The following is a 17,784-nucleotide window of genomic DNA, read 5'->3' as shown; positions in this document are numbered from 1 at the left end:
GTCCGGATTGTTCGTGGGTGCAAACCGGACAGGATCGCCAAAGCGCAAGGTGACCCGGGCAAATGGCAGGGGCAGCATAAATCGGTCCCAGCTGTTGAAATACACGGCCCGATCGGCTGAAACGGAGAAGGGGACAATGGTGGCCTGTGCGGCATGGGCCAGTCGGATGGCACCGGCTTTGACAATCCCTATGGGGCCGGTCGGCCCGTCGAGAATATGCGCGGCCAGATTAGCGCATCGCAGATGCCGGATCATGGAACGCAGTGCGGACTTACCCCCCCTTGATGAAGAACCTCTGACGGTTTTCCATCCGGTTTGACGTGCCACGGCGGCAATGATGGCCCCGTCCCGGCTTCGGCTGATCATTAGGGCCGGTTGGTATTTTTCATAACGCTTGAAAGGGCGGATGGCCGCAAAGAACTGCTGGTGCCAGGCACACAGCAAAACCGGTGTTCCCATGTCGATCAGCTGCCGCCATGGGGCTTCATTTTCAATTCCTAATCGAAAGGTACCACTGTAAACACGGACGAAATGGTACAAAAGTCGGTGAACGGTCGCAGTGGCCAGAATCGATCTGAATAAAGGGCTCATGACTCGTTTTCAACACCCTGTCAGAAGTTCACCGCCGTACTTGGTTGTTGGTCAAACGGTTTCATCTCTTTCCCGCATTTGGGGCAAAAAATCGTGGCCATGTTGTTCTTGTCCATGATCGCTTCCCCCGGCAGGTCAATGAAGAACATGCTGTTATCGCTGCTGCTGCAGGCTTCGCTATGACAGTAAAACCGATTATTGCTCGCATTTTTTTGCGGGTCCGTTGGCAATGGTTTCATGGGCTTGCTGCACCGCGGGCAGAAGATGGTGGCCAGGTTGTTACCGTCCATCACCGATTCCTGGGGCAGTTCGAGAACGAATGGCCCCCTGTCCGCATGGGTGCAACTCTCGCTGTTGCAGTAAAATTTCGTCGACATGATCAACACTCCTTATGTGAATCTTTGAAAACCGCATAGTCAGGCAACTTTTCATTTAACCAGCAACGAGTTGCGTGACTGGATGCATTGGGTGGCGGTCAGCGCGCAATTGAAAATTGCCAAGGCTTTTCTACAGGCTCATTTTCAGTAATAAATCAGGCCGCCCCGGTCATCTCCAGAAGCTTAATAATGCGACCGATATGGTCAGATGTCAAAAAGGGTGCCCCAAACCAATCACCACACCGTCTATATCTATCTGTTAGGAAAAAAACGCAAGCGATTCCTGATTGGAACAGGTTGTTCCATCTTCAGTAATATAAGAGAGTATGATATGCATGAAGGTGAGGGCTAAACGGCAACCCAATAGAAAAAGGATGGCCGGGAAATGGCCTATTTTCGAACCCAGGACGGATGTAGCTTGTATTATGAGACCATCGGATTTGAACTTGCCCGACCGGTGGTGATTTTCTTGAATGGTACCCTGCAGACCACTATGTACTGGAAAGTGATCGCGGCGGCTTTAAAACCTGAGTTCCGCTCACTGCTTTACGATGCCAGGGGGCAGGGGGAAAGCGAGTTAGGCGAATTGCCCCTTTCCCTCGAACTGCATATGGAAGATCTTTTCGCGCTGATTCGTCACCTTGGGCTGGGATCGGTTTGTCTGGTGGGATTGAGTCACGGTGCGCTGTTGGCATATGCCATGGCCGTGCGGAAGCCTAAAGCGGTCAGTCGACTGGTAATTTGCTCCATTGGGGTCCGGGCATCGATTCGCGCACGATTGATTATTCGTTCATGGTTAAAAATCGTTGAAAGCGGTGGACTCGAAACCCTGGTGGGCGCTGCGCTGCCGCATGTTTTTGGGGAGGGCTACCTCGTTCGGAACGGCAAGATTCTTGACCGCATCGTCAAAACCATCGTCCGGCGCAATCGGGCATCGTCCCTGGTGGTGCACTTGTCGGCCCTTGCTGGTTACCCGAGCCTGAGATCCATGCTGAAGAAGCTGGATGCGCCCGCGCTGGTGATGTGCGGCTCAGACGATCCACTGGTAAGCATCAGCGGTGCTGCAGAGGTGGCTCAGAAAAGCGGCGGCAGGCATCTGGTGGTCAAGGGTGCCGGACACTCCATTCCAGTCGAAGCACCGGAGTTGTTCCTAAAGACCATTTCACAATTTTTATCAGGCCGCTGGACGGATATGCCGGAGGCCATCTGATTATTCGCAAAACCCCTTGACAACCTGACCTTGCTGACTTTATGGGGGTTTTCACTGGGGCGATTGATGGTCGCAGGGGATTTTTCCATTAACAAGGATCCCGTATGGTTGACTCTATATCGGGTTAAGGGAGTTGTGAACAATGATTAGTGTAGGCATCGTCGGTTGGCGCGGAATGGTCGGGTCGGTTCTTATGGATCGGATGAAAGCTGAAAACGATTTTGCGGGCTTTGAGCCGGCTTTTTTTTCCACGTCACAGGCCGGAAAAACCGGTCCGGACATCGGTTCCGGATCCCAGCCTGTTCTGGATGCGAATGATTTGGGCAAGCTGGCCGATATGGCGGTGATAGTTTCTTGCCAGGGTGGGAGTTATTCGGAACAGACGCACCCTGCCTTGCGGCGGAAGGGGTGGAACGGTTACTGGGTCGATGCCGCATCCACGTTGCGAATGAGAGATACCAGCGTCATCGTCTTGGACCCGGTCAACCGCAACGTGATCGACAACGCCATTGAAGCCGGGATCAAAGACTATATTGGTGGAAACTGCACGGTTTCTTTGATGCTCATGGCCCTTGGCGGGCTGTTTGAAAAGAACTGGGTGGAGTGGATGACCTCCATGACTTACCAGAGTGCCTCGGGTGCCGGGGCCAACCACATGCGGGAGCTGATCGTCCAGATGGGACTGCTGGGCGACAGCGGCAAATCAATGCTACAAGCGCCGGCATCCTCCATCCTGGACATTGACCGTCAAATTAGCGAGACGCTGGCCGGGCCCCATTTCCCAATCCAATATTTCGGCGCGCCGCTGGCGGGCAGTTTGATTCCTTGGATCGACCGCGCGGTGGAAAATGGCCAGACCCGGGAAGAATGGAAGGGGATGGTGGAGACGAACAAGATTCTCGGACGTTCAGACAATCCTATTCCCATCGACGGACAATGTGTCCGTGTGGGGGCCATGCGCTGCCACAGTCAGGCCCTGACCATCAAACTGACCCAGGACATCCCGATAGACGTGATTGAAAATGCCATCGCCTCGGCAAACGACTGGGTGTCGGTGGTGCCCAACCACAAGGCTGCCACCCTGGCGCAACTCAGCCCGGCGGCGGTTTCCGGTACGCTTTCCATCCCTGTGGGACGTATTCGAAAAATGAACATGGGAAGACACTTCCTGACCGCCTTTACCGTGGGTGACCAGCTGCTCTGGGGGGCGGCTGAACCCTTGCGCCGGGTGCTCAGCATCATCATCGACCGCATGCAAGCATAGTCTGACCTTGAAACGGGCGCTATTGGCGATCTGTTGTCCAGGGCGTCATTTTAGTCGAACAAACTACGTATTATGAATACGTAATATATACCAAATTATCCAGTGTTGTGTTTTGTTTATATTGATGTACCATATATACCATGGGTGTGCGCTTTTCGTTTTGGCTCCTCGTTCCAGCGGGTTCGGGGAGCCTCTTTTTTTAAGGGGTCGCGATTTAACATTCCATCCCCGCCTGTGGGACCCAATCATCCTGTCTTGCTATAGCGGTAACGGCTTATGCAATATTGCTGTGATATGCTTGTTGGGCTGTAATCAGAACCGGCAGGATACCCCGGCTTCAAAGGTGAATGATCGCCAACGGACCTCATTGAGACGCGTTTCACCGGTCCTTCCGTCGGCATAGTACGTGCGATCCAGCCCGGCGTCCGTGGTCATTTCCTTGACGTTCATTCCCGCATGGATACTCCAGCGGTCTCTTATCTCGAACAAAATCGTCGTCCCTGCCTTAACACCGCTGCCGTCAGCCTCTTGGTAAAAGCTGACGGGATGGGCGTAATCCGATCGCAGATTCCAGTTGGCTTCTGCATCATAATTCACCCAGTGGTACTCACCGGTAAAGATGACCCCGACTTTGGTAAATGGTGCCTCAGCGCCGGGAATCGAAAAAAAGAGATCCACACCGAGCCAGGGACCTCTCCAGCGGGTCTGAAAACGGCTGTCCAGGCCGGCGATGGGGCCGGTGGGCGTGGTGAGAGGCGGCGCCGAGAATGCCTGATAGCCATCCACGATATTCAAGTCCTGCTCGGAGACGGCATAGCCGATCATGGGGCAGACGACCATAGCGGATGCAAAAAAGGAAAAGCGGGGGCCGACACCGATAGATCCGTCCCAAACGTCGTTGCCGTCCACACCGTTCGATGAACGTGAGAATGTCTGAGTCCGATCGTCGCCGTTATAGTCCGAATCCTGGTTGTTTCCGGAGATCACCATCCCATAGTCCAGATAGCCGCGCAAATAAAAACGATCCATGATCACGGTGCGATTGGCCAATTTCAACTGATAGATACGAAGACCTGACCAGGTGAGTTCGGAACGGACGTTGGGATTGGTCCCCTGCAGGTTCCCGGCGATGTGCCAGTTCAACTTGTCGGTGCGGTAGCCGGCGGAGAGGTCGAAGGTGACAGACGCCCAGCGGAGGTAGCCATCACTGTCTTTTTTTTTATCGGTAGCCGCCTGGTCGGCCGGTTCAAGGGATTGTGAAAATACCTGGGAAACGGAAAGAGAAATCAACAAGCAAAGAACCAGCGCCGCAGAGAAGTGTCGCATGAGCAGTCTCTTTCTTGGGATCGCAATCGTTGTTTGAAAAAAATATGAGCAGTGGATCGCCATTGGCTGGCGAGTATTACGGGCGACTGTGCCTTCATCTCATGAAATAGTCTGAAATTCAAGGCTTGGACGTGTTAACAGCTTTCTTGACTTGCCCGAATCGGTGATTTACTGTTGTGCCGTTTTGCATTCGGCCCACCCATAACGGTGCGATGGGCGACAGATTGATGGGGCTTGTCGTTTTATCAATCGACGGGGTGGTTCATTCTGGACGAGTCCGTTCAGGCTGGACCGACGGCAATCACCAACCTCGACGGAATTTTTGAAGGTGCCATGACCGATCGTGAAAAAACAGAAAACACGCTTGCCCGCGCCGGTGAGCAGTTGTTTGAATTTGCCATCGATCGTGGCGACATGAAGGCCATCCTGGACGCCCTGCCACTTGAGGTGCCCGAAAAGCGGGTGGCGCTGGAATACGAAATCCAGCTGCTGAGAATCATCTCGGTTGGGTGGGCGATCGCATTCTTTTTGGCCGATAGTGGCCTGAAAACACCCATCGGCCAGTATTTCTGGAACCATGTCAGGGCTCTTTCCACAACCCTATCCTCCTCCGCATCCTTGAACATGGGATCGGACATCGACTATTTCGAGATCCTTAAGAAGCGCCTTGATACATATGTTGGCGCGCTGGATGCCGCCGGGAAGGTCCCTGAACCGGCCATGGCCATTGGCCCGGCCTTCGCCGGGGTTTGTGGCGACCCGGACGATGCCTGTGCGATGCTGGCCGGCAGCAAGATGTTTTCCCTCACCATCAAGGCCGTCCGGGAATACCTGGGCAGGACCGCTACCCAACAGGATTGACGTGACCGTCGAATTTAAATCAAAATGGCTGCCGGCTATTATAAGCGGCCTTCTGCTCACGGCGGCCTTTCCCAAAATAGGGCTGTCGATGTTGGCCTGGGTCGCCCTGGTGCCGCTATATGTCTCCTTGCGCGAACGGTCGCCCAAAGAAGCGTTCAGGATCGGAATGATTGCCGGCCTGGCCCACTACCTGACCTTGTTGTACTGGGTGGTGTTCACCATGCGTACCTACGGATACCTGCCCTGGTGGCAGTGCGCCTCCCTGCTGGTGCTGCTTGCCGCATACCTCTCCCTTTACACCGGGCTTTTTTCTTGGGCGTTGGTCCGCTTTGGTCAAAAGCCCTTCCACCTGATTCTGCTCGCGCCGGTTTTCTGGGTGGCGCTGGAGTATATCCGTAGCTTTTTGCTGACCGGGTTCACCTGGGGCACTGTTGGGTATTCCCAGTTTAATCGGTTGCATATCATTCAGATCTCCGATATATTCGGGGTGTACGGGGTCTCTTTTTTGTTGGTGCTTTTCAACGCTGCCGTGTATGTGCTGCTGTTGTTTCTGGCGCAAAAAAAATGGCGGGACCGCCCGGTGGAAAAGTGGCAGGCCCTGTTTGCCGTTGTGTTGCCCCTCCTCTTGATCGGCCTCGGACTGGCATACGGGAATATGCGGATTCGGGCCATGGACGAGGCCACTGCCGGGGCGTCATCACCCCGTGTGGCGGTGATTCAGGGTAACATCGACCAAGCCCGGAAATGGGATCCGGCATTTCAGATCGGCACCACAAAGAAATACCTGGATCTAACCCTATCCGCCGTCTCCCATCAGCCGGACCTGGTGGTCTGGCCGGAAACGGCGACGCCGTTTTACTTCGAGGCCAGCCCCAAGCTCACCCGGTTGGTGACCGATGCCGTCCGCCAGGCGGGTATCCGTCTGCTGGTGGGTAGCCCCAGCGTCCAGGATGTGCAGGGCAGCAAGGCCTTCTACAACAGCGCCTACATGGTGGCGCCGGATGGTCGCACCACCGGACGTTACGACAAAGTCCACCTGGTGCCCTTCGGCGAGTATGTGCCACTCAAACAGGTGCTGTCGTTCGTGGGCAAGATGGTTGCCCAGGTGGGCGACTTCTCGTCCGGAAAAAAAGGCCAAACCCTTGTATGGGGAGAAAATGAACCGCCCATTGGTGTGCAGATCTGTTTTGAGATCATCTTTCCAGGGCTTTCCCGGTCTCTGGTGAAAAACGGTGCCGGGCTGCTGGTCAACCTGACCAACGATGCCTGGTTCGGTAAAAGCAGTGCGGCATATCAGCATTTTTCAATGGCGGTCTTCCGGGCTGTCGAGAATCGCCGCAGCCTGGTGCGTTGTGCCAATACGGGGATCAGTGGTTTTGTGGACCCCGTTGGTCGGATCATGGCCCGCACCGCTCTGTTCGAAGATGCGGTGCTCGTCCGAGAGGTTCCCATACTGTCCGAAAAATCCGTTTACACTCGGATCGGGGATGGATTGCCCATTGCCTGCCTGATTGTGCTGGGCGTGCTGGTGGGTCGACTGATGCGTCGAGATCGACTGGGGGCCCATGGTGCCGGGTTGGTTAAAGTAACGGATTGGATTGAACGGCTTGTCAGCCGGATCGTGAAAAGAGGAGATTAGCGATGAGTACCGAAGTCAAACAGACACTGAAAGAACATAAACAGAAGCTCGACCAGCTCAAGGAGTATCTTTGACCTGGCCACTCAGGAAAAACGACTCCAGGAAATCGAAGCGGAAATTTCCCGGGATGGGTTTTGGGACAATCCCGACGCCACCACCGCCATATTAAAGGAGCGGTCGCTCCTGGGCCTGAGGATAGACGCCTTTCACGGTTTGGAAAAAGACCTGGAAGAGGCGGGGATTCTTCTGGAACTGGCCGTAGAAGAGGCGGATGCCGATACGATGGTGGAAGTGTCCGGCCAGGTCAGCAAGTTGGGTCGGCGGTTGCACCAGTTCTCCCTGGATATGATGCTGGACGGAGTCGACGATCAAAACAATGCCATCATTTCGATTAACGCCGGGGCCGGCGGGACCGAGGCCCAGGATTGGGCCGAGATGCTCTTTCGCATGTACCTGAGATGGGTGGAGGGCAAAGGCTTTAAATCCAGCATTGTCGATTTCCAGCCCGGTGACGAGGCGGGCATCAAAAGCGTAACCTTCACCGCCACCGGCCGATATGCCTATGGATATCTCAAGTCGGAGAGCGGCGTCCACCGGCTGGTCAGAATTTCCCCCTTCAACGCCAGCGGCAAGCGCCACACCTCTTTTGCATCGGTTTTCGTTTATCCGGAGCTGGACAATGAGATCGAGATTGACGTGGAGGATAAAGACCTTCGCATCGATGTTTTCCGTGCCAGCGGCGCCGGGGGGCAGCACGTGAATAAGACCAGCAGCGCCGTGCGCATTACTCACCTGCCCAGCGGAATCGTTGTTCAGTGTCAGCAGGAAAAATCCCAGCACCGCAACAAGGACATGGCCATGAAGGTCCTTAAGTCAAGGCTGTACGAAGCGGAAAAACGCAAGCAGGACGAGCGGCTGCAGGAGATCCACGACGGCAAGGACGAAATTGGCTTCGGCAGCCAGATTCGATCCTACGTGCTGCATCCTTACCAGATGGTCAAGGACCATCGGATCGGTTTGGATGTGGGCAATGTGAACAGCGTGCTGGATGGGGACATCGACGTGTTTATCGAGGGGGTACTTTTATCGGGCAAGGCGTAGACGGTGTCCATCCAGGAACGGCATCTTTTGGCTCAGGCCGGCGTTCTCGCGCTGTTAAGCACGCAGTGAAGCTTCAGCGCTATCCACGGCGTAGCGCTCTTACGGCTACACCGTCAATTTCAACATTGCTGTGGCCATGGCCTGAATCAAAATCTACCATTTCTGAAGTAACACGATTTGGAGAATTACCTATATCAAGCTTCATATTTAACCCGAGAGATGACAAAAGGTATTCTGTCCTATGGGGATAAAAATACATCGGAAAGCGATCTGAGAATACAAAACTATTGAAAACATTGATAAAAGATATTGACCCGGAAGCCATCATCACCCGCTTCTATCCCGCCGGCAGTCGTACCCGGGACCTGCTTTTGCGCCACGGAGAACTGGTGGGCCGCAAGGCACTCGAGATTCTCGAACGTGCCGACTGGTTGAATGCCGATCGTGAGTTCGTCCTTCAAACGGCCGTTCTCCATGACATCGGCATCGGTCGGACACGGTCACCGGAACTGGGGTGCATGGGAACGCTGCCCTATGTGTGTCATGGCGTCGAAGGCCGGGCGATTCTCGACCAACTGGGCCTTGAAGGCCACGGGCTGGTCTGCGAGCGTCATGTGGGGGTGGGAATCGGCGCACGTCAGACCGTACAGCGGAAACTCCCCTTGCCGATCCGGGACATGTTCCCGCTGTCCGTGGAAGAACGACTGATCTGCTACGCGGACAAGTTCTTTTCCAAAACGGACAACGGCCGGCATGAGAAGACCATCGATGAAATTACCGCCGGTTTGGCCCGATACGACACGGAATATGTGGACCGTTTCCTGGTGCTCCATCGGCTGTTTACTTGTAAACCGGTCAATGCGGCCGGGCCGAGGGACTCTATATAGTGCCCATCCATAAATGGATATTTTGCCCGGTTTTTACCTTGCGCGAAAAATTTTATCCTCAGGATACCGACTATATGTACCCCAAGGGCACTTCTTTCAGGGCGCTTCCGGTAAAATTCTTCGCACGCATGGCGCTCGACCAAAATCCCTAATTTCTGGAGGGATACGATCTAATTCATGGGGAAACCTGTTAATGCGTTCTGACGATATTCGAAGGGCACTCCGATTCTATTTTATCACCGATGACGGCGTGGATGGTTTTGCCCCCCTGGATCAGGTGATCGTGGCCATTGACGCTGGTGCGACCATGATCCAATACCGCAACAAGTCCTTTGCCCTGGATGCTTTTGAGGAGGTCCAGGCCATCGGCCGGCTTTGTCGGCAGAAGCGGGTTCCCTTTGTCGTGAACGACGACGTGTTGTTGGCCCGGGCCGTTGAGGCCGACGGCATTCATGTCGGTCAGGCGGATGCACTGCCCCGGTTGGCCCGGCGAGTCATGGGACCGCGGGCCATGGTTGGTGTGTCGGTCTCCACCATGGAAGAACTGGAGCGGACCGACCTGGCTTCCTGTGATTACATCGGCACCGGCCCCACCTTTCCCACAGGCACCAAGGTCGATGCCAAGGCAGCCCATGGGCTTGCCGGACTCAGGGATATTGTCAACCGGTCCCCTGTCCCGGCGGTGGCCATCGGCGGCATCGGTCCGGCCAATGCGCCGGATTGCTTCGCCCACGGTGCGGCCGGCGTCGCCGTCATCAGCTGCATTACCCGATCCTCCGATCCCGTTAAAGCCGCTGCAGCGATGGCCGTCGCCTGCGGTGTGCCGGCCAGGGGGCGTGGTGACTGACGAAACGATGGTCGACGGAGCGTCTGCCATGCTTGACATTCACAACCTCGCCCTGACTGCGGCAACCCGGATCCGACCCCATGTCCGCCGGACACCTCTGGAGCCATCCGCCGACCTGGGCCGAGAGAGCGGCGGGTCGGTGTTTCTCAAGCTTGAAAACATCCAGCATACAGGGTCATTCAAGGTCCGTGGGGCCATCAACCGCCTGATGGCTCTGGACCCGGATCAGCGCAGGGCCGGCATCGTCACCGCATCCTCAGGCAACCACGGCCTTGCCGTGGCCTTCGGCATGAACCGGTTGGGGATAAAGGGCGTCATCTTCCTTCCGGAGGGCGCCTCTGCACTGAAGGTTCGGCTCCTCGAGAGCCTGGGCGCCGAGATTTGTTTTCACGGATCGACCTGCGACGTGACCGAAGCATACGCCCGACGGCGGGCTGAAGAAACCGGACAGGTTTACCTGTCCCCTTACAACGATCCGTTGGTGATGGGCGGGCAGGGGACAATCGGGCTGGAGATCATGGACCATCTGCCCGACGTGGACTGCGTGATGGCATCGGTGGGCGGCGGTGGGTTGATCGCCGGCATCGCCGGCACGGTCAAGTGGCTGCGCAAAGCGACCCGGATCGTCGGATGCCTGCCTGCACATTCGCCGGTCATGGCCGCCTCCGTGAGGGAGGGGCGGATTCTGGACCTCCAAACCCTCGACACGCTCTCTGACGGCACGGCCGGCGGCATCGAAGCCGGTGCCATCACCTTCGATCCATGCCGGACCCTGGTGGACGATTGGGTGTTGGTGACCGAAGCGGAGATTCGCAGCGCCATGGTCCGTATATTCGACAACCATCGGCTGGTCATCGAAGGTGCAGCCGGGGTGACGGTGGCCGGTTTCCTCAAAATGGCGCCCCAACTGAACGGCAAGACGGTCGCCCTGGTCGTCTGCGGCGGAAATATCGATGCAGAGCTGTTCAAAACCATCGTCTGCACATCACTGGAATCGTCCTGATCGTGGTGTTTCCTATGTCAGACAACAACAAGCAGACATCGAATAACAGAAAAATATCAATAGCCAAAAGCCCAATCACATATAAATCGCAATACTCCAATTTCAAATGCCAAACTTGATTGGCCTGAATAATGGCATTCCAATAATGAATTTTTGATTTGAGAATTTAAGTTTTTTAATTTATTTGGAATTTGGTGGTTGAAATTGGTTATTTTGCTTAAATGATAAGTTGTTTAAACCTGGTGTTACCAGACAACCCGATGCTCTGAGTATATTGGTAGGTGTTTTAACGATATGGGAATCAGAAGACGATTATTTTACGCGGCGGCCATACTCATCGGGACCATGCTGGCGGGCAGCACGGGCTACTTCATCATCTTCGAGGGTAAGTCCAGCTACCTCGACTGCCTGTACATGACTGTTATTTCCCTGACCACTGTGGGCTATGGCGAAGTGTTGGGAATTACCGGAAACCCCCGCGCCCAGATATTCACCATGTTGCTGATCACCTTCGGCATGGGCATCATCCTTTACAGCATCAGCACGGTGACGGCCATGCTGATCGAAGGTGAATTGACCGGCATGCTCAGGAGAAGAAAAATGGAAAACAAGATAAAGGCCCTGTCCGGCCATTACATCGTCTGCGGCGGCGGTGAGACCGGCTTCCCCCTGGCCGTCGAACTGGTGACCAGCAAAGCCAGCGTGGTCCTCATCGAGCAGGAGTGTGAAGTCATCGAGGAGTCTCGCCAGGTCAAGGGCCTTTACCATGTTTACGGAGACGCCACCGACGACAAGAACCTGATCGCAGCCGGAATCGAGAGGGCCACCGGCATCACCATCTGTCTGCCGTCGGACAACGACAACCTCTACATCACCATGACCGCACGCATGCTCAACCCCACGGCGCGAATTATCAGCCGCATGACCAACAGCCGGCTCAAACCCAAATTGCTCAAGGCCGGCGCCACCTCCGTGGTCTCCCCCAACGCCATCGGTGCCCTGCGTATGGCTTCCGAGATGATTCGGCCGGCGGCGGTGGAATTTATGGACAACATGCTCAGAAGCGAGCGGGGAGAGCTGCGCATCCACCAAATTGCCGTTACCGGCAACTCCCCGCTGGCTGGGAAAACGATCATGAAATCCGGTCTCAGAGACCAGTTCAACCTGCTACTGCTGGGCGTACGGCGGCAAAATGACGAGTTCGAATTCCGACCGCCGTCATCCTTTGTCCTGGAAGCGGGGATGACCCTAATCGTCATGGGGGATATCGAGAATATCGATCGGGCCCGGGAGGAGCTGTGATCTGGGTCTCACCCGAATGTCGATTCGATGTGGAGACGCGCGCTAAATGGCCTTGTTCGCTTCGGCCAGAAACCGCCCGGCGATGCACACCGCTGACATGGCCGCCACGCACTCGATGAGTTCGGGCAGGGAGATTTGCCGGTTGAAGTCGCCCAGGTGAGGGCCGCTGGGGATGAGAATATCCTTCTCCCCCCGTATCAATCCTTCCAAGCGATCATCGGCATACCCCCGCTGTCTCAAGAAATCCAGAAAGGCGGCATCCGTCATATGGGTTTGATCGACGCGGCGCAGGAGTTCGGTCATGTGGCGGTCCACGCCCATCTCCTCGATCATTCGCGGCACGAGTCGATTCAGGTCCACCGGCAGCACCGGGGGTGCGGATATCCCGGTAAATCCGGTAAAATAGCCTTTGAAAACGTCCAGGATCATCGCCTGTAATAGCTGCCGGTCGAAGAGATCCCTAGCGTCAACCGGCTGACCGTTCTCATCCAGCCCCATTTTGGTTTTATCCCGGCAGCGAAAATGGCTGCCGGCCACCAGCAACAGGCCTAAAAAATGGCTGCCGATATGCCGGTACAGGCTCCGACTGCCGCCGCAAAAGGTTTCCAGGTGTTCGAAGTCCCGCAGCCCGGACAACCCTAGGTTGGGAAACGCGCAGGAATCCAGCCACCGGTCCAGCCGCCCCGAACGAAACCACTGATAGCGCCCCTGATCGTCGCGGCGCAACCGCTGGGTGCGGTTGTGAAACAGCGGGATCGGCGCACCGTGGATCACCCCCTTGGCCGTCAGCCAGCCCAGCAGGTAGGCGTTGCGGCCGAGCATCTCCCGTGCGGTGTTCCCATCGACCCGGTGATCATTGGGGTACACGAAATAGTCTCGGTGGGCCAGAAAGGCAATGGCTATCGCGTCGGGGTGCTTCTGGACGGTGTCAGGCGGAGACAGCGGGATATGGGCGATTCGACATACCCGCTGGTTTTGAACGTACAGGGGGTGGGGAATGTGGAACCGGCAGCAGGGAGCATCATCCGATTGCTTCAGGGTCTCCATCCAGCATATCTCTTTTTCAAGGCCGGCTGCCGTGTCGCCCTTTTTTGCCAGTTTGACAACCAGCAGGTTTTTTTCCCCAGCGGTTTCCACCACCAGGCTTCTGCCGATATACCGGGGAGTGCCGGTCGCTTTCAGCCCGTTGGATGAAAGCAGGTGCGTCCAGGAGATGGTCGACGGCGGTGCACAACGACCGTTGTTAAGCCGTGGCCCGACAATGTCGACCGGCAGGCTTCCCAGCGCCTCGGCCACGCCGCGGTGGGCGCTGCCTTCCGTTTTAAGGAGCAGGCCGTTAAGGCAGGCCAGTGCCCTCGCTCCCAGGCCGTCATGACCAGGCACGATCGCCATATCGGTCATTACCGACGCAGCCTCGCGGAAGAGAACATAGGCCTGCCGAACTTTGCCAAAGGCGCCGGATTGAAGGAGCTGTTTAAGCGCAAAGATGGTCTGCCTGTCGAGAACCCCCGGGTGTTTTTTCGCCAGACGGCGGAGGTCGGCGACGGCATGGTACTTGGCAATGAAATCAAAGCGGGGGTCGACCAGGGCGGTTTCGGCCTGATTTTTCAAGGTGTGGGGGTAGGCGTTCATACGGATCGGTTTAGAAGGTGGACGTCCGACATCGACCATCGAAGGCCCAGCGTCGAATGAAAGAGTTGCTTGTCATGTCGCTTAAAGGCCCACTATCCTTGCCAACTCTGTCAGTGACCGAATGTGGAAATCGGCCGTCAGATCGGAGTTGCGGTAGGCCACGAAAGGGATCCCGGCCGCCGTGGCCGCCATTTCGTCCACCTGGGAATCGCCGACAAAGAGGACTTCATCGGCTGCAACGGAAAAGTGCTTGACCACCTTGACCAAGGCTTCGGGGTGGGGTTTGGGAAACTGAACGTCCAGCGCGCAAACCACCAGGTCGAAGAGGTGGTCGATGTGATTGTCCGCCAGTACGCGGGCCATGGTGTCGGTGCGGTTGGTGGCCACCGCCGTCTTGAAGCGAGGGCGGAGTGTTTCCAGCAAGGGCACCAACCCCGGTTCCATCTGCATGTACTTCAAAAAGCGCTGGTAGCCGAGCTGTCTGCGATAAACCTGGGCGGCTCCGCGGGTGGTATCGTCGCGGATCAGGTATGCCAGGGATTCATCGACGGTGTGCATGTGGACGTAGACCAACTGCTCCGGGACCATGCCCGGCAGACCGCAGTAGTCCAGGATGTGGTCGTAGTATACCCGGTTGGCCTCCCGGGAGTCGAACATGACGCCGTCACAGTCGAAAGCAACGACCTTTGTTCGCTGGGTGCGATTATCCGTCACTGGCACTTTTTTTCGGTGGGGTGGGCACGGGTCGAGGCGCCGCTGAAATGATCTGGCCATAGACCGGAATGGTTATCGTGGGCTTGATGCTGCTGTCTGTTGTCAGAATCACCGTGTCCGCATATCGTCCGGCGGCCGTTTTTTTGTTGGCAATGGTCAGGATGTAACCGTCTGCATTGGCCTCGCTGAACTCCTGGACATCGAAAGCGATATCGTTTCCGTTCCTGGCTTTGGCTCCGAGAATTTTAAATGGATAGGCCTTCTCACGGGTAATGGTGATCGCTTTTTTAATGTCGGTTCCCGCCTGGCCGACCAAACGGGCATAGGCTGGATCCATGCGTGCAAAGTGGCTGACCGTACCGGAAATGTTCAATATGACACGTGTGTTGTCCGGGTCGTTGGTGAATACCTCGATATTTTTTTTCAGGATCCTGCCGCCGTAACCGCTGGTGTTGACCTTGATGGTGATGATTCCCTCGCCGCCGGCGGGGATCTGCCTCGGGTAGGAGGCGACCGAACACCCTCAGCCGGTTTTGACCTGGGTTATGGCCAGGCTGCCGTCTCCGGCATTTTTTATCGCAAAATCGTGGGTGATCTGGGTGCCGTCCACAACCGGGTCGAATTCATATTTCAATTCGGACACCACCACGCTGGGCTTCTGCATGGCCGCGACGGTGGATGGTTCCTGAGCGGTTGAATTCTTGCCATCCGACGCTCCGGTGACGGCCGCAGCAGCCCACATCATCACGAGGGTCGCTGTGAATGCAAGCATACGAAATTTCATGGGTGGATCTCCTTGTTGGCTTATAGCGAATTCGGATCTTTTTTAAGGTTGTTTGACCGAGGCACTATTTTTAAGCTTCGGCAGCGATCCTGTCAAGCTACATCAGAAAAAATGGGTCCACATCAATGGAGACCTTGACCTGCCTGCCGGCGGGCGCGGCGCGATGATTCTGGATCAATTCGTAGACAAACCGGTGAAGCACCGCTGTGTCGGCACTTTTTACCAGGATTTGCCAGCGGTGGTGGTTGGCGATGCGAGACAGCGGTGCTTCGAGGGGGCCCATCACTTGAACCTGTGGGTGATACGGTCCATCCGCTGCCAGCAGTATACGGCAGGTCTCTCCCAATGCTCTGGCATGGGCGGTGGCCTGCTTCGGATCTTTAGCGGATATGCGCACGGCAATCATGCGTGAAAAGGGTGGATAACCCAGGGCTTTTCGAAAACCGATCTCCTGATTGAAAAACGCTTTGAAATCCTGGTTTTTCGCGACAAGGATGCTGAAATGGTTCGGGTTGTAAGTCTGGAGTATCACCCGCCCAGGCTGATCTCCGCGACCTGCCCGGCCCGCCACCTGGGCCAGCAGTTGAAAAGTCCGTTCCCCGGCGCGAAAATCAGGAAAATTCAGGGTCAGGTCGGCACAGACCACGCCTACCAGGGTGATGCCCGGAAAATCGTGCCCCTTGGCCACCATCTGGGTGCCGATCAGGATGTCGATTCGGCGGTGCTTCAGATCTTTCAGAAGGTTGACGATCGAACCTTTTCGGGTCATGGTATCCCGGTCCATGCGTGCCACCCGTGCCTCGGGGAACAATTGGATCATCGCCTCCTGAATTTTTTCCGTTCCCACCCCCAGCAGTCTGATTTTCTCGGACCCGCAGGAGGGGCAGGTGGACACGGCGGCTTTGGAAAACCCGCAGTAGTGGCAGCGAAAGGCATTGACCCGTTTGTGAAGGGTCAGGGAAATATCACAGTTTTTACATCGAATGGGTTGGCCGCATTGCCCGCAGATGGGAAAGGCGGAAAACCCCCGCCGGTTGAGAAAGATGAGGGCCTGGTTCCCATCGTCCAGGGTCTTTTGGATTGCCTGCTGAAGCGGCGCGGTGATGTAACGGCGGATACCCCGGTCATCACGACTTTGGGCAAGATCCACGGTCCGGATGGCCGGCAGCGGCTGGCGGTTGACCCGTCGAGTGAGACCGGCGGTTGTGTACTTACCCACGCTGACATTGTACCAGGATTGCACCGACGGTGTCGCCGATCCCAGGATGGCCAGGGCTTGGTGATGACGGGCGCGGACCACGGCCAGGTCCCTGGCATTGTAGCTCAGTCCGCCTTCCTGCTTGTAGGAGGCGTCGTGCTCCTCGTCGACAATGATCAGGCCGACATCGCCAAAGGGGGCGAAGATGCATGACCGGGCGCCGATGGCGATGGTCGCGTCTGCGTTGGCGATGCGAAGCCACTGGTCGTAGCGTTCGCCCTGGGACAGGCTGCTGTGCAGGACCGCCACCGTTTCTCCGAAGCGGGCACGGAACCGGCGTTCGGTCTGAGAAATAAGGGCAATTTCCGGCACCAGCACCAGCACCCGAAGCCCCTTGTCCAGGGCGGCCTGCGTCAGCCGAAGATAGACTTCGGTTTTTCCGCTGCCGGTGACGCCGGCCAGCAGGACCGTTTTGAAACCCTGTCCCAGCTTCGGAGCCATGGCGGCCACCGCTTCGGCCTGCTCGGCGGTGAGCCGGGGCGGGATGTCCGGTTCGATGGGATCGCCGAACGGGTCCCGGTAAACCGTCTTTTCGTAAACGGCGACCTGCCCGGCCTTCTGCATGGCCCGGACCAGGGACGGGGCGGTGGATATCCGATTTTTAAGTTCCGGAATCGTCAGATCGCCTTCGGCTTCCAAGGCGGTCCGGATGATTTTCCGCTGTACAGACAGCCGGTCGGATGCACCAACGGCCTCCTTTACGGTCACCCACCGGACGGTTTTCGGCCGGACTTGACGGGCCTTGATCTGACGCTCCACCTGGATCCACCCCCGTTGGCGCATCTGATGGATCAATGCCCAAGAGACGGGCTGGCCAATCTTTTTATGTAATTGTTTGATGCCGGCCGGCTGTTCGGCCAATGCCGACAGGATCATTCTTTCCAGGGGTGAAAGGGGCGACGATGCCGCGGCCGCCAGACCCGCTTTGCAGATGGTCAGGATGGCAATGTCGGCAAGATTGAGCCCGGCTGGCAGGGCGGTGTGAATC

The 17,784-nt window shown here is 56.4% G+C and carries 16 protein-coding genes; 9 read left to right on the top strand and 7 right to left on the bottom strand.

Features of this window, described 5'->3' with window-relative positions; genetic code table 11:
* Positions 1 to 459 (bottom strand): lysophospholipid acyltransferase family protein (locus ABYV26_RS07030; protein WP_372679497.1); only part of this gene is annotated, 459 nt, incomplete at its 3' end.
* A gap of 152 nt (positions 460 to 611) precedes the next feature.
* Complete coding sequence (locus ABYV26_RS07025) at positions 612 to 968, bottom strand: hypothetical protein (protein WP_372679495.1); 357 nt, start codon at positions 966 to 968, stop codon at positions 612 to 614.
* Between the two features lie 385 nt (positions 969 to 1,353).
* On the opposite strand from ABYV26_RS07025, the gene ABYV26_RS07020 reads away from it, so the two are divergent.
* The gene (locus ABYV26_RS07020) at positions 1,354 to 2,178 is read left to right on the top strand and encodes an alpha/beta fold hydrolase (RefSeq protein WP_372679493.1); all 825 of its coding nucleotides are present in this window, start codon (positions 1,354 to 1,356) and stop codon (positions 2,176 to 2,178) included.
* Between the two features lie 142 nt (positions 2,179 to 2,320).
* A complete protein-coding gene (asd, locus tag ABYV26_RS07015) occupies positions 2,321 to 3,442 on the top strand; it encodes an aspartate-semialdehyde dehydrogenase (RefSeq protein ID WP_372679491.1) in 1,122 nt (373 codons plus the stop codon).
* 312 nt (positions 3,443 to 3,754) lie between these two features.
* On the opposite strand, the gene ABYV26_RS07010 is transcribed toward asd, so the two are convergent.
* Positions 3,755 to 4,768: a hypothetical protein gene (locus ABYV26_RS07010; RefSeq protein WP_372679489.1), complete on the bottom strand. Its 1,014-nt coding sequence runs from the start codon at positions 4,766 to 4,768 to the stop codon at positions 3,755 to 3,757.
* A gap of 333 nt (positions 4,769 to 5,101) precedes the next feature.
* On the opposite strand from ABYV26_RS07010, the gene ABYV26_RS07005 reads away from it, so the two are divergent.
* The 7 genes from ABYV26_RS07005 to ABYV26_RS06975 all read left to right on the top strand — a co-directional run bounded on the left by ABYV26_RS07005 (position 5,102) and on the right by ABYV26_RS06975 (position 12,408).
* The gene (locus ABYV26_RS07005) at positions 5,102 to 5,629 is read left to right on the top strand and encodes a hypothetical protein (RefSeq protein ID WP_372679488.1); all 528 of its coding nucleotides are present in this window, start codon (positions 5,102 to 5,104) and stop codon (positions 5,627 to 5,629) included.
* 1 nt (position 5,630) lies between these two features.
* Positions 5,631 to 7,268, top strand: coding sequence for an apolipoprotein N-acyltransferase (lnt, locus tag ABYV26_RS07000; protein ID WP_372679487.1), 1,638 nt, complete (start codon positions 5,631 to 5,633; stop codon positions 7,266 to 7,268).
* 2 nt (positions 7,269 to 7,270) lie between these two features.
* Positions 7,271 to 8,369, top strand: a protein-coding gene (prfB, locus tag ABYV26_RS06995; RefSeq protein WP_372679485.1) for a peptide chain release factor 2 whose coding sequence is annotated in 2 segments (ribosomal slippage) — positions 7,271 to 7,339 and positions 7,341 to 8,369 — 1,098 coding nt in all. Because the reading frame shifts where the segments join, the coding sequence is not laid out codon by codon here.
* A gap of 287 nt (positions 8,370 to 8,656) precedes the next feature.
* Positions 8,657 to 9,256, top strand: coding sequence for a phosphohydrolase (locus ABYV26_RS06990; RefSeq protein WP_372679484.1), 600 nt, complete (start codon positions 8,657 to 8,659; stop codon positions 9,254 to 9,256).
* Positions 9,257 to 9,449: 193 nt separating this feature from the next.
* Positions 9,450 to 10,103: a thiamine phosphate synthase gene (thiE, locus tag ABYV26_RS06985; protein WP_372679482.1), complete on the top strand. Its 654-nt coding sequence runs from the start codon at positions 9,450 to 9,452 to the stop codon at positions 10,101 to 10,103.
* Positions 10,096 to 11,106 carry a threonine/serine dehydratase gene (locus ABYV26_RS06980; protein ID WP_372679481.1) on the top strand — a complete coding sequence of 337 codons (1,011 nt, stop codon included), beginning with the start codon at positions 10,096 to 10,098 and terminating at the stop codon, positions 11,104 to 11,106. Before thiE ends, ABYV26_RS06980 begins: the two co-directional genes overlap by 8 nt.
* Positions 11,107 to 11,400: 294 nt before the next feature.
* Positions 11,401 to 12,408, top strand: coding sequence for a TrkA family potassium uptake protein (locus ABYV26_RS06975; RefSeq protein WP_372679479.1), 1,008 nt, complete (start codon positions 11,401 to 11,403; stop codon positions 12,406 to 12,408).
* A gap of 42 nt (positions 12,409 to 12,450) precedes the next feature.
* On the opposite strand, the gene ABYV26_RS06970 is transcribed toward ABYV26_RS06975, so the two are convergent.
* The 4 genes from ABYV26_RS06970 to priA all read right to left on the bottom strand — a co-directional run.
* Positions 12,451 to 14,040 (bottom strand): SidJ-related pseudokinase, encoded by a 1,590-nt coding sequence (locus ABYV26_RS06970; protein ID WP_372679477.1) that lies wholly within the window; start codon positions 14,038 to 14,040, stop codon positions 12,451 to 12,453.
* Positions 14,041 to 14,121: 81 nt separating this feature from the next.
* Positions 14,122 to 14,760, bottom strand: a complete 639-nt coding sequence (locus tag ABYV26_RS06965; RefSeq protein ID WP_372679475.1) for an HAD family hydrolase — start codon at positions 14,758 to 14,760, stop codon at positions 14,122 to 14,124.
* Positions 14,744 to 15,538, bottom strand: coding sequence for an OS_HP2 family (seleno)protein (locus ABYV26_RS06960; protein WP_372679473.1), 795 nt, complete (start codon positions 15,536 to 15,538; stop codon positions 14,744 to 14,746). The genes ABYV26_RS06965 and ABYV26_RS06960 overlap by 17 nt, the downstream gene beginning before the upstream one ends.
* A gap of 97 nt (positions 15,539 to 15,635) precedes the next feature.
* A partial coding sequence (gene priA / locus ABYV26_RS06955; RefSeq protein WP_372679471.1) for a primosomal protein N' occupies positions 15,636 to 17,784 on the bottom strand: 2,149 nt, incomplete at its 5' end.

The organism is Desulfosarcina sp. (assembly GCF_041551955.1).
Classification (GTDB): Bacteria; Desulfobacterota; Desulfobacteria; order Desulfobacterales; family Desulfosarcinaceae; genus Desulfosarcina.
Note: the sequence above shows the minus strand (reverse complement) of the source record. Positions and strands in the feature narration are given on the sequence as shown.

Excerpts from the sequence above, each read along its gene's own strand:
- ABYV26_RS07025 (WP_372679495.1), bottom strand. The coding sequence starts at position 968 with ATGTCGACGAAATTTTACTGCAACAGCGAGAGTTGCACCCATGCGGAC.
- ABYV26_RS07005 (WP_372679488.1), top strand. The coding sequence starts at position 5,102 with ATGACCGATCGTGAAAAAACAGAAAACACGCTTGCCCGCGCCGGTGAG.
- ABYV26_RS06975 (WP_372679479.1), top strand. The coding sequence starts at position 11,401 with ATGGGAATCAGAAGACGATTATTTTACGCGGCGGCCATACTCATCGGG.
- ABYV26_RS06970 (WP_372679477.1), bottom strand. The coding sequence starts at position 14,040 with ATGAACGCCTACCCCCACACCTTGAAAAATCAGGCCGAAACCGCCCTG.
- asd (WP_372679491.1), top strand. The coding sequence starts at position 2,321 with ATGATTAGTGTAGGCATCGTCGGTTGGCGCGGAATGGTCGGGTCGGTT.
- thiE (WP_372679482.1), top strand. The coding sequence starts at position 9,450 with ATGCGTTCTGACGATATTCGAAGGGCACTCCGATTCTATTTTATCACC.
- ABYV26_RS07010 (WP_372679489.1), bottom strand. The coding sequence starts at position 4,768 with ATGCGACACTTCTCTGCGGCGCTGGTTCTTTGCTTGTTGATTTCTCTT.
- ABYV26_RS07020 (WP_372679493.1), top strand. The coding sequence starts at position 1,354 with ATGGCCTATTTTCGAACCCAGGACGGATGTAGCTTGTATTATGAGACC.